Annotated in this window: 12 protein-coding genes and 1 tRNA gene; 3 read left to right on the top strand and 10 right to left on the bottom strand. The window is 65.4% G+C overall.

Annotated features, from left to right (window positions below; genetic code table 11):
- Window positions 1-29 precede the first annotated feature (29 nt).
- The 3 genes from BerOc1_RS17170 to BerOc1_RS17160 are packed head-to-tail and all read right to left on the bottom strand — an operon-like array spanning window position 30 to window position 3,936.
- Window positions 30-905: a CheR family methyltransferase gene (locus BerOc1_RS17170; RefSeq protein ID WP_071546982.1), complete on the bottom strand. Its 876-nt coding sequence runs from the start codon at window positions 903-905 to the stop codon at window positions 30-32.
- Window positions 906-920: 15 nt separating this feature from the next.
- Entirely contained in the window at window positions 921-2,852 is a 1,932-nt protein-coding gene (locus BerOc1_RS17165) for a HEAT repeat domain-containing protein (RefSeq protein ID WP_071546981.1), read from the bottom strand.
- Between the two features lie 34 nt (window positions 2,853-2,886).
- A complete protein-coding gene (locus BerOc1_RS17160; RefSeq protein ID WP_071546980.1) occupies window positions 2,887-3,936 on the bottom strand; it encodes a protein-glutamate methylesterase/protein-glutamine glutaminase in 1,050 nt (349 codons plus the stop codon).
- A gap of 239 nt (window positions 3,937-4,175) precedes the next feature.
- On the opposite strand from BerOc1_RS17160, the gene BerOc1_RS17155 reads away from it, so the two are divergent.
- Together BerOc1_RS17155 and speA are read left to right on the top strand one after the other, a co-directional pair.
- Window positions 4,176-4,252: transfer RNA gene (locus BerOc1_RS17155), tRNA-Pro, on the top strand.
- 297 nt (window positions 4,253-4,549) lie between these two features.
- Window positions 4,550-6,463: a biosynthetic arginine decarboxylase gene (gene speA, locus BerOc1_RS17150; RefSeq protein ID WP_071546979.1), complete on the top strand. Its 1,914-nt coding sequence runs from the start codon at window positions 4,550-4,552 to the stop codon at window positions 6,461-6,463.
- A 119-nt stretch (window positions 6,464-6,582) separates the two neighbouring features.
- Here speA and BerOc1_RS17145 read toward each other — a convergent pair whose 3' ends face one another.
- Window positions 6,583-7,476: a LysR family transcriptional regulator gene (locus tag BerOc1_RS17145; RefSeq protein WP_071546978.1), complete on the bottom strand. Its 894-nt coding sequence runs from the start codon at window positions 7,474-7,476 to the stop codon at window positions 6,583-6,585.
- Between the two features lie 132 nt (window positions 7,477-7,608).
- Here BerOc1_RS17145 and BerOc1_RS17140 point away from each other — a divergent pair, with 132 nt between their 5' ends.
- Window positions 7,609-8,829, top strand: a complete 1,221-nt coding sequence (locus BerOc1_RS17140; protein ID WP_071546977.1) for an MFS transporter — start codon at window positions 7,609-7,611, stop codon at window positions 8,827-8,829.
- A gap of 153 nt (window positions 8,830-8,982) precedes the next feature.
- On the opposite strand, the gene BerOc1_RS17135 is transcribed toward BerOc1_RS17140, so the two are convergent.
- Genes BerOc1_RS17135 through BerOc1_RS17110 form a run of 6 tightly spaced genes read right to left on the bottom strand, consistent with a single transcriptional unit; the run spans window position 8,983 to window position 15,138 of the window.
- Window positions 8,983-11,097, bottom strand: a complete 2,115-nt coding sequence (locus BerOc1_RS17135; protein ID WP_071546976.1) for an FAD-dependent oxidoreductase — start codon at window positions 11,095-11,097, stop codon at window positions 8,983-8,985.
- A 25-nt stretch (window positions 11,098-11,122) separates the two neighbouring features.
- Window positions 11,123-11,698, bottom strand: a complete 576-nt coding sequence (locus BerOc1_RS17130; protein ID WP_071546975.1) for an electron transport complex protein RnfA — start codon at window positions 11,696-11,698, stop codon at window positions 11,123-11,125.
- 2 nt (window positions 11,699-11,700) lie between these two features.
- Window positions 11,701-12,390, bottom strand: a complete 690-nt coding sequence (gene rsxE / locus BerOc1_RS17125) for an electron transport complex subunit RsxE (protein WP_071546974.1) — start codon at window positions 12,388-12,390, stop codon at window positions 11,701-11,703.
- Window positions 12,391-12,400: 10 nt separating this feature from the next.
- Entirely contained in the window at window positions 12,401-12,970 is a 570-nt protein-coding gene (gene rnfG, locus BerOc1_RS17120) for an RnfABCDGE type electron transport complex subunit G (protein WP_071546973.1), read from the bottom strand.
- A gap of 2 nt (window positions 12,971-12,972) precedes the next feature.
- Window positions 12,973-13,944 carry an RnfABCDGE type electron transport complex subunit D gene (locus BerOc1_RS17115; RefSeq protein ID WP_071546972.1) on the bottom strand — a complete coding sequence of 324 codons (972 nt, stop codon included), beginning with the start codon at window positions 13,942-13,944 and terminating at the stop codon, window positions 12,973-12,975.
- A 48-nt stretch (window positions 13,945-13,992) separates the two neighbouring features.
- Window positions 13,993-15,138, bottom strand: a complete 1,146-nt coding sequence (locus BerOc1_RS17110) for a 4Fe-4S dicluster domain-containing protein (protein ID WP_071546971.1) — start codon at window positions 15,136-15,138, stop codon at window positions 13,993-13,995.

Raw genomic sequence — 15,138 nt, 5'->3', positions numbered from 1 at the left:
ACCTTATCAAATCCGCCATGGAACATGTCCTACTCCTCCTTCTGATAGATGATGGCGCCCGGATAGTGAATGGGCTTGAACGCGCGCGTGATGTTGTGCAGCGATTCGGAATGCCCGATGATCAAATACCCGCCCGGCAGCAGGTTGTCGTAAAAGGCGTTGATGACCCGTTTTTTCATCTCGTCGTCGAAATAGATGATGACGTTTCGGCAGAAAACGATCTGCGACCGCTCCACCCGCTTGAGCTGCACCCGGTCGCGGAGGTTGATCTGGCCGAAGCTGACCAGCCGCTTGACCTCCGGCCTAATCCGGTTCTGCCCGTTGTCCATGTCGAAATAGCGGGCGGCGACATCCTCCGGGGTGGTCCGCAGCGTGTAGTCGTTGTACACGCCCCGGCGGGCCGACTCCAGGACCCGCTCCGACAGGTCGTTGGCCGTGATGCGGATGTCCCATGTAGGCAGCTCGGCCTTGAGCATCTCGTGGATGATGATCGAGATGGTGTAGGGCTCCTCGCCGGTGGAACACCCCGCCGACCAGATGCGCAGCTTTCTGCCCTTGCGGCGGCAGGAGTCGAGCATCCCGGGCATGATCTCCTCCTGGAAGACCTTGAGCTGGGGCGGGTTGCGGTAGAAGCTGGTCTCGTTGGTGGTGATGACCTCGTAGAGCTTCTTCATCTCCGCGCCCCGGGCCGGGTCGAACCGCAGGAGGTTGTAGTATTCGTCGAAATTCTTCAAGTTGAGTTTCTTGAGCCTGTTTCCGAGTCTGTTTTCCAATAAATACTTTCGGTTGTCAGCAATATGGATACCGCATTCGGCATAGATGAAATCCCGCAGGTTGGCGAACTCCTGATCCGTGATCCGGAGTTCCTTGCCAAGAGAGATGGTCTTCGAAAAAAGAGACGACATTCCGGTCGGTTGCTCCTACATTTCCTGTATCTTGGAGATGGCTTCCTCAGCGGCGCTGACCAGTTCGTACTCGTCGCTGTTGGTCACCTCCAGCAGGGCCGAAAAGGCCTCGCTGCCGCCGATGTTGCCCAGGGCCTCGATGGCCTTCATGACAACGAACCGGTTGGAGTTGTTCAGCATGTCGATCATCAGCGGCGCGGCCTCGGGCGTGCCGTGCTCGCCCAGGGCGTCCATGGCCCGGACCTTGACCCAGTCGTCCTCGTCGTTCAGGGCGTCGATAAGATGGGGAATCATCTCCTCGTCGTAGTGCTGGCCCATGATCTCGATGACCGTCAACCGCACGTCCTTGCTCTCGTCGGACATCCGATGGAGGATCAGGGGCCGCCACACGGCGTCGTCGCCGCCGGACGCGGCCAGGGCCTCCACGGCCACCTTGCGGATGTCCGGGATCTCGTCCTCCACGGCCTGGGTCAGGATGTCCAGGTTCTCCATGGGGCCGAGTTTGCCCAGGGCGTAGGTGGCCATGAGCCGCCGGATGGGCTCCGCGCTGCCGAACATCTCCTGAAAGCGGGCCTTCACCTCCGGGCCGTCTATGGCGATGCACGCCTCCAGCGCGGCCTCCTTGACGTCGTCGTACTGGTGGTCCATGAGCGGGAATATCTGGTCCACCACCTCGGGCAGCCTGAGCTTTTCGCCGAGCAGGTAGACCGCGCTCTTGAGCACGGTGCCGTCCTCGTGTTCGTTCAGGACGCGAATGAAAAAGTCCTTGGACTGCTCCTCGCCCTTGGCGGCGACCACGCTGACGATCTGCCGCTGCACGGGCAACGCGGCCTTCCAGAAGGCCTCCATAAGCACCTGGCAGACGCAGTCCTCCTCGGTGCAGGCGGCGGGCGCTATCTGCGACAGGACCTGAACGGACACGCGGGCCACGTCCTGGTCCTCGCCGAGCAGCCCCTCCCTGAGGGCGTCGGTCAGGCCGATCTGGGCCAAAAAGCCGATAATCAACCGCAACCGGTCCTGGTCGCGGTCCTGGTCGAGCCCGCCCGCGATGTGGAGGATGCCCGAGGATGCCTCCTCGCCGCCGACAAAGGCCAGTCCCTGGATGGCGGCGTCCTGGATCTCCTCGTCCTCGTCCTGCAGGGCCACCAGCAAATACTCCCGGAACCGCTCGCGCTCGTCGTCGCTGAGCAGGGTCAGTGACTTGCCGCCGAGTATCTTGACGATGGCCTTGACGATCTTGTTGCGCAGGGCCGTGGGCGCGTCGGCCATGCGCTTGAGCAGCATGGTCACGGCCTTGACGTTGCCCATCTCGCCCAGGGAGTCGATGATCATGGAGGCGACCAGGTCGGACGCCCCGTCCAGGGCCTTGACCAGGGCGTTCACCGAACTGGTGTGGCCGATCTTGGTCAGGGCCTCGATCACGGAATACTGGACCCACTCCTCGTCGTTGATGGCCTTGTTCAGGCAGGGGGTGGCGTCCTCCATGCCCAACTCGCCCAGGCTCACGGCCGCCTGGTAGCGGACGTTGACCTCCGGGTCCTTGAGCAGGGCCTCGCACAGGGGCTGGACCGCCAGAAGATTCCCGGTGGAGCCGAGGATGTCGGCCACGAAAATCCGTATGTCCGGGTCCTCGTCCAGGGTCAGGTCGATGAGCGACGGCATGTCCTGGTTGCCCACTTCGCGCAGGATGTCCATGGCCAGGTTGCGCACCGGGGCCTCGTCGGACCGCAGCAGCGGTATGACCGCCTCGACCGTCTCCCGGCCGCCGATCTTGCGCAGGGAACTGTCCACCGCCTCCTGGATGCCCAGATGGTTTGTCTTGAGCAGTTCCGCCAGTTTGGGAACGGCTTCGACACAATTATCCTCCCCGGCCCTGAATGCGCTCTCCCGAACGATTTCCTTGTTGTCGCTGCTCAGCAGGGCCAGATACTCGGTACAATCCGCCATGTTGTCAGACCTCCCCCTTCCTATTGGGGCATACTTATTTATAAAGATTCGCCATGATGGACTCGGCCATGTCGTCGAGATCCACGATTTCGTCCGCCAGATTGTTCTCCACCACCGCCTTGGGCATGCCGTAGACCACGCAAGTGGAGTCGCTCTGCGCCAAGGCCCTGCCCCCCTTCCCCTTGAGGGCGCGGATTCCTTCGCAGCCGTCGTTGCCCATGCCGGTCAGGATGACCCCGAGCCCCCTGCGGCCGACCGCCTGGGCCACCGAGCCGATGAGCACGTTGGCCGAGGGTTTGTACAGGGCGTCCGCGGGCTCGTCCGTGACCAGCACGTTGATGTGGCTGACCTTCTGGTCGAGAATGATGTGCCTGCCGCCGGGCGCCACATAGGCGTGGCCGGGCCGGAGCACGTCGCCGTTCTCGGCCTCCTTGACCGTGATCTGGCTGACGCTGTCCAGCCTGGCCGCGAACGGCCCGGTGAAGGCGGCGGGCATGTGCTGGGCAATGAGAATGCCGGCCGGGAAATCGGCGGGCAGCGAGGACAAGATTTTCTGGACCACGGGCGGCCCGCCCGTGGACACGCCGATGGCCACCACGTCGCGGACCGGCCGTCCTCCGGCGCGGGTCGCTGTCACGGGCCTGCGGACCTTGCGTGGGGCGGCTGCCCGGGCGGCCACGTGGCGCATCTTGCGCGCGGCCACGGTCTTGACCTTCTCGATGAGGTCCCGCTCGATCTTGATGATGTCCAGGGAGACCTTGGAAAGCTGCTTGGGGATGAAGTCCACCGCGCCGAGCTCCATGGCCTTCAGGGTGGATTCCGCCCCCTCGGTGGTCAGGGAACTGACCATGAGCACGGGCCTGGGGCACTCCATCATGATGTGCCTGAGGGCGGTCAGGCCGTCCATCTCGGGCATCTCGATGTCCATGGTCACCACATCGGGATCGAGCTTGCGCACCATGTCCAGGCCGACCCGGCCGTTGCGCGCCACCCCCACCACGGTGATGCCGGGGTCCTTGTCGAGCATCGTGCTGATGGCCTTGCGCATGAACGCGGAATCATCAACAACGAGAACTTTGATCACGTATACAACTCCTTAACAACCCCATATTCCGTCCCGCCACCGCTCCGGGGACCCATACGGCCGCTTGAAGGCGGCAACCGTGCGACACTACCCGGCCGCGACACGGCGGGATATTATTTTGTCTTGCAAATTCCCATTTTAGGGGGCTTTAGCCCCTTTGTCCACAACCTTGAACTTTCATTGAAATTTTGTCTTGCCTTTTAACCAACCGTGCGCTAAACACCCCTTCTCACGTGCATCGGGATGTGGCTCAGTCTGGTAGAGCGCTGCGTTCGGGACGCAGAGATCGGAGGTTCAAATCCTCTCATCCCGACCAGAAAAGACAGGCACTTGCGAATATTTTTCGCAAGTGCCTTTTCTTTTGTCCTGCCGGGCGGCGATACTGCGAAAAAAAGATGGGATTGATATGTTGCCCGGACAACACAGGCGCGTCCCTGGGGGCTGAGAGGCGTCCGGACGGGCACCCCGCTCCCATCCGCCCGGGGGCCGGCCGCTTTTTTCGTCACAATCCGGCGCCGGGGCCATATTCGTGTTGACATTCGCGGACCCCGCCCCTACATGCCGCCGGAACATGCCGGATTTCCCGGCCCATATTTTGAGGGAGGATATATGAGTGACCCATGCACACGAAGGCTGGACCGCTGAGCGGTCCGCGGAACTCTACCGCGTCCGGGAATGGGGCGCGGGCTTCTTCGGCGTCTCCGAGAACGGAGACCTCCAGGTGACCGCCACCCCCGACGACTTCGCCGGGGCGGTGTCCATCCCCGACATCATCGCCGGAATCCAGGCGCGCGGCCTGGACCTGCCGGTGCTCCTGCGCATCGAGAACCTGCTCGACACGCAGATATCCCTGCTCAACGACAGCTTCATCCAGGCCATGAAGAGCCTGGACTACGGGGGCGCCTACCTCGGCGCGTACCCCATCAAGGTCAACCAGCAGCAACAGGTGGTCGAGGCCGTGACCCGCCACGGCCGCAAGTACCACCACGGGCTCGAGGCCGGCAGCAAGGCCGAGCTCATCGCGGCCATGGGCATGCACAGCGACCCCGGGGCCGTGCTGGTCTGCAACGGGTACAAGGACGAGGAGTTCGTGGACCTGGCCCTGCACGCCGTGCAGCTCGGCTTCAAATGCGTCCTGGTCATCGAAATGCCGGGCGAGCTGCCGCTGATCATCGAACGCTCCAGGGCGCTGGGCGTGGAGCCCATCCTCGGCGTGCGCGCCAAGCTCGCCTCCCAGGCCACGGGCCAGTGGGCCGAGTCCGGCGGGGACCGCTCCATCTTCGGGCTCAACGCGGCCCAGATCATCGAGGTCATCGACCGTCTCAAGGAGGCCGGGATGCTCGGCTGCCTGCAGCTGCTCCACTACCACCTGGGCTCGCAGATCCCGAACATCCGCGAGATCCGCTCGGGCGTGGCCGAGGCCAGCCGCATCTACGCGGGGCTCGCGGCCGAGGGCGCGGGCATGCGCTACCTTGATCTCGGCGGCGGCCTGGCCGTGGACTACGACGGCACCCGGACCAGCTTGTCCAGCAGCCGCAACTATTCGGTCTACGAGTACTGCGCGGACGTCATCGAGGGTGTCATGACCGTGCTCGACGAGCAGGGCGTCCCCCACCCGACCATCATCACCGAATCCGGCCGGGCCCTGGTGGCCTACTACTCCATGCTGCTCTTCAACGTGCTCGACGCCGCCCGGTTCGAGCCCGAGCCGCTCCCGGACAGCCTGCCCGAGGACACCAACGTCCACATCCGGCACATGCACCAGACCATGCTCGCCCTGACCCCGGACAACGTCCAGGAGAGCTTCAACGACGCCCTCTACTACCGGGACGAGGTCCGCCAGGCCTTCAACCAGGGGACCATCTCCTTCCGCGAGCGCGCCCTGGGCGAGAACGTCTTCTGGCAGACCGTGCGGAACATCGCGATCCTGGCCCGGGACCTGCCCGCCCTGCCCCTGGAGCTGGAGGGTATCGCCCGCACCCTGTCGGACATCTACTACTGCAATTTCAGCGTGTTCCAATCTCTGCCCGACGCCTGGGCCATCGACCAGCTCTTCCCGGTCATGCCCGTGCACCGGCTGGACGAGGAGCCCACCCGCGAGGGGTCCCTGGCCGACATCACCTGCGACTGCGACGGCAAGATCGACCGCTTCATCGAAGGGCCCGGCGTGAACCGGACCATGCGCCTGCACGCCCTCAGGAGTTCGGAGGAATACTGCCTCGGGGCCTTCCTGGTGGGCGCGTACCAGGAGACGCTGGGCGACCTGCACAACCTGTTCGGCGACACCAACGTGGTCACCATCCGCATCCTGGAGGACGGCAAGTACGAGTTCGTGGGCGAGTTGGAAGGCGACACCGTGGAGGACGTGCTCTCCTATGTGGAGTACGACACCAAGGCGTTGCTCACCCGCTTCCGCGAAACCGCCGAACAGAGCGTGCGCAAGGGGCTGATCACCCCGGCCCAGCGCCGCGAAATCCTCCAGGCCTACAAGAACGGCCTGCGGGGCTACACCTACCTGGAACGGTAGCTTTCGCCTCGAACGACACTAAAAAAAGGCCTTGCGGTTTCGCCGCAAGGCCTTTTTTCGCTGGTCATATTTGAACAAGGAAGGGAAATCTGGATTTGAACCCGGAATTCCCCCGTGAGCTACCGGATGCCGAATCCGCCCTCGCGGCCCAGGCGGAGGAAGGCGTCGCGGGCCGGATTATCCCGGCCGGGGTCCCAGGAAAGCAGCAGCGGGATGGGCTCGGGCGACGGATCGAGCGGGACGTAGGCCACCTGCTTTTCGCGCAGGTTGCGGACGCCCTCCGGGACCACGCTCACGCCCTGCTCGGCCGCGACCATCATGAGCAGCGTGGCCATCAGGTCCGGCGTGTGCTCGACCAGCGGCGAGAACCCGGCCTCGCGGCACAGGGCGATGATCTGGTCGTACAGAGTGACGGCCACGGGGCGGGCCATGAGCACGAAGGGCTCGCCCGCCAGCTCCTTCAGGCCTATCCGCCCGCGTCCGGCCAGGGGGTGCGTCTCGGCCATGACCGCCAGAAACCGCTCCTTGAACAACTCCTCGCACTCAAGATACGGATGGCCGGGCGGCAGAGGCCGGGTGAACCCCACGTCGATCTCGTTCCGCTCAAAGGCATCGAGCTGTCTGTCCGGGGTCAGCTCCCGCAGCCGCAGGCTCACGGCCGGGTATGCGGCCCGGAAACGGCGGACCAGTTCCGGCAGGAAAAACATGGTCGGCGCGGCGAAGAAACTGACGGTCAGCTCCCCCTCCTCGCCCCGGGCTGTGCGCGTGGCCCGCTGCCGGGCCGCCTCCGCCCGGCGCAGGATGTCCTCGGCCTCTTCCAGGAAGACCTCCCCGGCGGCCGTCAGCCGGACTTGGCGCGTGCTGCGGATGAACAACTGCACGCCGAGATCCTCTTCCAGGTCCACTATCTGGGTGCTCAAGGCGGGCTGGGAGACCAGCAGCTTTTCCGCCGCCTTGGAAAAATTGAGCTCGCGGGCCACGCCCACGAAGTAGCGGAGATGTCTGAGTTCCATGCCTATTAATAGGTTAAAATTATTAAATCTACAACAACAATATATTTCACAAACAACTCGTCCATGACTACCTCTGCATCGGAACGAATCGGCGGTTGGCAATCACGCCGCCGCATGCAAAGGAGAATAACAATGACCGCTTCCCATACCATCCCACCGACCGCTCCCGTCAGGGACCATACGCCCCCCGCGTCACTGGTCCTCTTCCTGGCGGCCGGGGCGGGCGCGGCCGTGGCCGCGCTCTACTACTGCCAGCCGCTGATGGGCGTGCTCGGGGCCGACATCGGCGCGTCCGGCGGCGAGGTCGGCTGGGTGCCGACCCTGACGCAGCTGGGCTATGCCCTCGGCATCCTGTTCCTGGCCCCCCTGGGCGACCGCTTCGACCGGCGCAATCTCATCATGCTCAAGGCCGCCCTGCTCGCCGGCGCACTGCTCCTGTCCGCCATGTCGCCGTCCATCGTCCCGCTGCTGGCCGCCAGCCTGGGCATCGGCGTCACGGCCACCCTGGCCCAGGACATCGTGCCCATGGCCGCGCACCTGGCCCCGGACGCACAGCGCGGCAGGATCGTGGGCACGATCATGACCGGCCTGCTGCTGGGCATTGTCCTGTCGCGCGTGGCCAGCGGCTACCTGGCCGCGCATTTCGGCTGGCGCTCGGTCTTCTACGCGTCGTCCGCCAGCATCGTGCTCGTCGGCATCGGCGCGTGGCGCAAGCTGCCCCGGGTCGCCCCGACCATCCGGCATTCCTACGGCGCTCTGCTGCGCTCCCTGGCCGTGCTGTGGCGGGCCCATCCCGGGCTGCGCCGCGCGGCCGTGGCCCAGGGGCTGCTCTCCCTGGGGTTCAGCGCGTTCTGGTCCACCCTGGCGCTGATGCTCTTCAACGCTCCCTTCCACCTCGGCAGCGAGGCGGCCGGGGCCTTCGGGCTGGCGGGAGCGGCCGGAGCCCTGGCCGCCCCGGTGGCCGGACGCATGGCCGACAGGAAGGGACCCGAGTCCGTGACCCGACTGGGGGCCGCCCTGGTGGCCGCGTCCTTCGCGGCCATGTTCCTCATGCCCGCCCTCCCGCCCGTGGCGCAGCTCATCCTCCTCGGCGTCGCGGCCGTGGGCTTCGACCTCGGCGTCCAGGCCTCGCTCATCGCCCACCAGACCATCATCTACGCCCTGGACCCCGAGGCGCGCAGCCGCCTCAACGCGGTGCTCTTCGTGGGCATGTTCAGCGGCATGTCCGCGGGCTCGGCCCTGGGCAGCGCCCTGCAGGCCCGCTGGGGCTGGGGGGCCGTAACCGCCCTGGCCACCCTGTCCGCCCTCGGCGCCCTGGCCGTGCGGCTCGCCCCCCGGAGCAAGGCGGACTGACCCGCTCCCATCGCCCCAAACGATTGCAGCCCCGGACACCATATGGTGTCCGGGGCTGCTTCTTTATGCGCCTGTCCTCCGGGCGACAGGGGGCGCTATCCCCGAAGTGCGGCGCATCCGAGCTCGATCGGGGGATCGTTCGAGGTTGACGGCCTACTCCCCGCCCGGCGCGTTGATGACCGTGACGTCCTCGTCCAGGGTGTATTCGGCCCCGGCGTCGGCGTCGTAACAGGTCAATCCGCAACGCAGGCAGCGGCTCGCCTCTTTGCGTGCCTTTTCGTAGGCGATGGAACCGGCCACTTCCTCCTTGAAGGTGTGCCTGCGCTCGTCCATGCTGATCAGGGGCTCCTGCACCCTGGGGATGGAGTAGTTCACACGCATGTCCTTGAGGATCGACTCCGGGATGACCTGGACCTGCTGGTTGTCAGGTTCCGGAACGGCCCCTTCGGTCACGTGGAAGTGAATGGCGCGGGCGGCCCGGCGGCCGTCGGCCACCGCCTGGATCAGGATGCTGCGGCCGGTATGCACCTCTCCGCCCACGAACACGTTGGGGATGTCGGTTTGCAACGTGGTCGGGTTTGCGGTGATCCCACCGGTCTTCTTGTCTTTCTTGAACATCGGCTTGCCCTCGGCGTCGCACAGCGGACCGTCGTCCACCAGGCGGTCCGTGGCCGCGATGACCATGTCGGCCCGGACGAACGCCTTGGTCCCGGACACGGGCTTGGGTTCGCCCACGGGCTTCTCGGGGTTGTCGTAGGCCAGGTCGCAATAGGTCACGCCGCTGACCGCGCCGTTCTCCACCTCGATGGCCAGGGGCGCGGTCATGTACCGCAGATCCCCGCCGATCTCGACGGCGCGGAGGATCTCCTCCTTGTTGGCGGACATCTTGCGCTGGATGCACGGCACCAGGGCGACGACCTCGGCTCCCAGGCGGGCGGCGGAACGGACCACGTCCATGGCGGTGTTGCTGCCGCCCACCACGGCCACGGTCTTGCCGCGCAGGTCGGTGTACACATGGCCCACGCCGTGCAGGAACGAGATGGAGTCCAGCACGCCCTCGGCGTCGTCGTTGTCTATGCCGAGCGGCGGCACCTTCCACGCGCCCGTGGCGATGAACACAGCCTCGAACCCTTCCTTCTCGAGATCGGCCAGGGTCACGTCCCGGCCGAAGGCCACGCCGGTGCGGGTCTCCACGCCGAGATTGAGGATGGTCTGGACCTCCCAGTCCACCACCTTGGCGGGCAGGCGGTACTCGGGGATGATGCCGCGCATCATGCCGCCGATGTGCTCGCGCTTCTCGAAGATGACCGGCTCATGGCCCACGCGGCGCAGGAAGTAGGCGCAGGACAGCCCGGCCGGGCCGCCGCCTATGATCGCCACCTTGTGCCCGCTGGGCGGGTTGCAGTGCAGGTTCACGCGCGTTCCGCTCTGCATCTCCCAATCGGCCACGTAGCGGTGCAGGGTGTGGATGGCCACGCCCTCGTCCACGATCTTGCGGCGGCAGATGTTTTCGCACGGCGCGGGGCAGACCCTGCCCACGGCCAGCGGCAGCGGATTGTGCTCCTTGATGGTCAGCATGGCGCCGCGCATGTCGCCCTGCTTGAGCTGCTGGATGTAGCGCCGGACGTTGATCTGGGCCGGGCACTTCTGCATGCACGGGGCCAGGCAGTCATCGGTCTGGTTGAGGTGCAGGAGCACGCTGGCCACGCTGGAGATGCGGATGGCCCCGGTGGGGCACGCTTCGGCGCACTTGCCGCAGGACCGGCAGGCGTTCCAGTCCACCACGGGCAGCCCGGCGTCGCTCAGGCGGATGGCGTTGAAGCCGCAGACCTTGACGCAGGTGCCGAGCCCGATGCAGCCGATGCCGCAGGACTTCTCGCCGCCATAGAGCAAGGCTTCGGCGCGGCAGTCCTCCACGCCCTTGTAGTCGAACAGGAGGTTGGCCCGGGAGCCGCCGCTGCAGATGTTCGTGGCCACCTTGGGCTCCTTGAACTGCACTTCGGATCCCATGATCGCGGCTATGCGCGTGGCGGTTTCCATGTTGGCCGCCACACAGAGCTCGGGGGGCGCGTCGCCGTTGACCACGGCCGTGGCCGCGGCCGAGCACCCGGGATATCCGCAGCCGCCGCAGTTGGCGCCGGGCAGGCATGCCTCGACACTGACCACGCGGGGGTCTTCCTTGACGTGGAGTATACGGGCGGCAACCGCCAGGACGGACGCCGCCGTCAACCCCAGGAGAAACAGAACCAGTATGGATGAGGTTACCATATATGCGTCCTTGAACTTGTTTCGGTTAAGCGGCCATGCCCTGGAAAGCCAGGAAGACCAACGACATTACGCCCGCCGTGATGAGGGCCACCGGAATGCCCCGGAAGACCGTCGGCACCGGGGAGACGTCCAGCCGCTCGCGAATGGAGGAGATGATCACCAGGGCGATGAGGAATCCGATGCCCGAGGCAAGGGAAAAGGCCATCGCCTTGACGAACGAATAGTTGCTGCGTTGCACCATGATGGCCACGCCCATGACCGCGCAGTTGGTGGTGATCAGGGGCAGGAACAGCCCGAGCGAGGCGTGCAGGGGCGGAATGACCTTCTTCAGGAACAGCTCCACGAACTGGACCAGGGAGGCGATGACCAGGATGAACACGATGGTCTGCAGATAGCCGATCCCATACGGGGTCAGCACGTAATGCTGCAGGGGCCAGGTGAAGGCCGTGGCCATGAGCATGACGAAGATGACCGCCGCGCCCATGCCGATGGCCACGTCCGTGGACTTGGACGTGCCCATGAACGGACAGGTGCCCAGATACTGGACCAGGACGATGTTGTTGATGAAGATCGCCGAGACGAACAGCATGAAGTAATCCATGGCTACCCTTCCTTCTTGCCCGTGATGCACAGGTTGCAGCCGGCGCAGGAGGCGCAGGCCGCGTTCTGCGGTTCAGTGAGCGGTTCGCCCTTCTTCCGGCTCAGATACCGATTGAAGGCGTTCATGCCCGCCAGGATGACGCCCAGGCAGACGAACGCGCCCGGGGCCATGACCATGAAGTGGGCGGGCCGGAAGGTCTCCCAGGCCACCGGGACACCGAAGACGGTGCCGCTGCCCAGTCCCTCGCGCAACGCGCCCAGAAAGGTCAGGGACAGGGTGAAGCCGAGCCCCATGCCCAGGCCGTCGGCGATGGACGGCAGGACCGGATTCCTGGAGGCGAACGCCTCGGCCCGGCCCAGGATGATGCAGTTGACCACGATCAGCGGCACGAAGATGCCGAGCTTCTGGTACAGGGAATAGGTGTAGGCCTGCATGAGCAGCTCCACGGCCACGACCAGGGAGGCCGCGATGACGATGAAGCAGGCGATGCGCACCTTGCCGGGGATGATCTTGCGCAGGGCCGAGATGATCGCGTTGGACAGGGTCAGGACGAAGAGCACGGCCACGCCCATTCCCAACCCGTTCTCGGCCGTGGAGGTCACGGCCAGCGTGGGACACAGGCCCAGCACCACGCGGAACGGCGGCAGCTCGTCCCACAATCCCTTGAGGAATTCCTTCTTGATGGAACTCATGTATTGCTCCCTAGGACGCCGGCCAGAGGGCGGCGATTTGCGGCTTGATGTCCTTGTAGACGGTTAAGGCCTTGCGCACCGCGTCCACCGCGCCGGTGGACGAATAGGTCGCCCCGGCCACGGCGTCGATGTCGCCGCCCTTGGAACTCAGGGCCAGGGAATCGACCTTGTGGCCCTTGAACTGCTTGAGGAACGCGGGCTTCATGATGCGGGTGCCCACGCCCGGGGTCTCGGTCTGGGTGGTGATGCCGATGCCGATGAGCCGGTCCGCGTCCAGGTCGAATCCGACCATGACGCCGACATCGCCGGAATAACCGGGAGCGGCGGTCTCGAAGGCCACGCCCACGAGCTTGCCGGAACGCCGGGCCGGGAACACGGTCACGCCGTCCACGGTCTGGCGCTCGGCGATGGGATCGTTGTCGCATCCGGCGAGCACGGTCATCAGCGCCGGTCCCTGGACGTTGACGAGCACCTGTTGTTCGATCTTGTCCTTGGTGGCCCGCTTCAGGTTGACCAACAGGGTGCCGGAGGCGGCACAGATGAGCGACAGGACCACTATCATATTGATGATTTCACGCATGGCTATCTGACTCCGAAGTACTTGGGACGGAGGCGGTCCAGCAACGGGCTGAGCAGGTTCGCCACCATGATGGCGAAGGGCACGCCGTCGGGATACACCCCGTAGGTGCGGATGATCACGACCATGGCCCCGGCGAGAAGGCCGAACACGGTCTGGGGAATCTTGCCCACCGGGCTGGACGCGGTGTCCGGGGCCAGGAAGAACGCACCGAAGATGGTGCTTCCGGCCAGCAGGTGGAACATGGGATCGGCATAGGCCGTGGGATCGATGGTCCAGTACACGGCGGCCGTGCCGGCCACGCCGATCAAAAAGCCCACCGGGATGAACAGGCGGATCCAGCGGGTGGCCAGCAGGAAGAGGCCGCCCGCGGTCAGGGCCACAACCTGGGACGAACCCAGGCCGCCGAGCCCGCGGCCCATGAACAGATCCATGTAGTCGAACTGGCCGAGGCTGGACACGCCGAAGTGCATGAGCTGGTCAACCGGGCTGTTGGCCATGTAGGCCGCCAGATTCAGGTCGATGTCCATGGCCTCGGGCCAGGAGAACCGGCACACGGCCCAGGCCACCAGCGGGGCGCAGACCGGATTGCAGCCGAAGCCGCCGAACACGGTCCGGCCCAGGGCGATGGTCAGCACCCCGCCGACGACCGCCAGCCACCAAGGCGCGGTGGCCGGAAGCAGGAAGGCGAAGAGCACGCCCGCGTACAGGGCCGTATAGTTGTCCACGTCCACATCGCGCTTCTGGAGCCGGAGGCAGACGGCCTCGGTGAGCACGGCGGCGGTTCCGGCCATGCCCATGACCGAAAAGGCGCGGTAGCCGTACATGACCACCGCCATGACGGCGGCCGGAGCCAGGGCCAGCAGGTGGGCCCGCATCATGCCCTGGATGGTCCGCCCGCTGCGCCAGTGCGGCGGCGGCGAAACCGTCAGGCGAAGCGAGATGTCGGACATCGCCTTGAGAATTGGAGGATTCATATCGTGTATCTCTCTTGTGTTGTCGATCTTGCTTGATCGGGATCCGGCCTAGGCCTTGGTTCCCTGCCCCTTGGCGCGGATCTGCGCCTTCGCGAAGCGGATGTACTGGAGCAGCGGCCGTCTGGCGAAACAGTTGAAGGCGCACAGGCCGCACTCGAAACAGCTGTTCAGGCCGTATCGCTCAGCCTCCTCGAACCGCTCGTACTCGGCGTAGCGGCTGATGAGGTGGGGCTGCACCCGGGCCGGGCACTGCAGGACGCATTCGCCGCAGTTCATGCACGCCGCGTCCTGGACCTCGGGAATGGCGTCGGAGGAGGTGATGAACATGCCGTAGTCCTCCTTCTTGACCCCCTGGTCGAGGCTATAGATGGACTCGCCCCTGAACGGTCCGCCCAGGACGATGGTGTCGCCCGGTTCGACGTTCAGTTCGAGGGCCTCCAGAATATGGCGAACGGGCGTGCCCACGGGCACCCGGTAGTTGTGTCCGTCGATGGTCATGAAGGTCTCGGTGACGGGCAGTCCGGTCAGGGCCACCTTGCCGAGATCGAACAGATCCATGACGTTGATGACCCGGGTGTGCTCGGGGAACTCCTTGCGGGTCACGGCGCGGACCACCAGGGCGTCCAGGGAATACGGATACTTGGCCCGGATGCCCACGGTTTCCGCACCGGGTATGGAGACGGCTTCGCCCTTGGGCGCGGCCAGGATGGTGCGGTCGGGGGAAAGCAGCTTGCGGGCCATGTCCAATCCGGCGCGCAGTTCCTCGCCGCCGTCGCGCAGGAGCTGCTGGGCCACGGACACGCCCGGCTCGGGGTTCAGACCGTTGATCACCAGGACCTCGGCGCGTCCCGACAGCGGAGAGACATCCACGCCCAGCTCCTGCAGGGCCCGGATCAGTTCCGATCCCTTGCCCATGGACGCCACGTCCACGGGTTCGACGGTTTCGGCGCCGCCGGAGCATTCCACGGTCAGGCTGTGGTAGTTGACGGCCTTGACCTTGCCGCCCAGTGCCGCATGGCAGGCCCCGCCGCAGGGAGACGGATGTTCGGCGACCAGGTCGCCCTTGGCCAGCACGCTGCCCTTCTTGGTCTTCAGGACGAGATTGCGCACCGATATGTTCAAGACCTTGGGCGGTTCCAGGTCACGGATGGAATCGGCCGGTTTCTGATCCAGGGAATAGTGTATCTTCAGCAT

It is taken from the genome of Pseudodesulfovibrio hydrargyri, from assembly GCF_001874525.1.
Lineage (GTDB): Bacteria > Desulfobacterota > Desulfovibrionia > Desulfovibrionales > Desulfovibrionaceae > Pseudodesulfovibrio > Pseudodesulfovibrio hydrargyri.
This window is presented reverse-complemented; position numbering and strand designations above follow the sequence as displayed.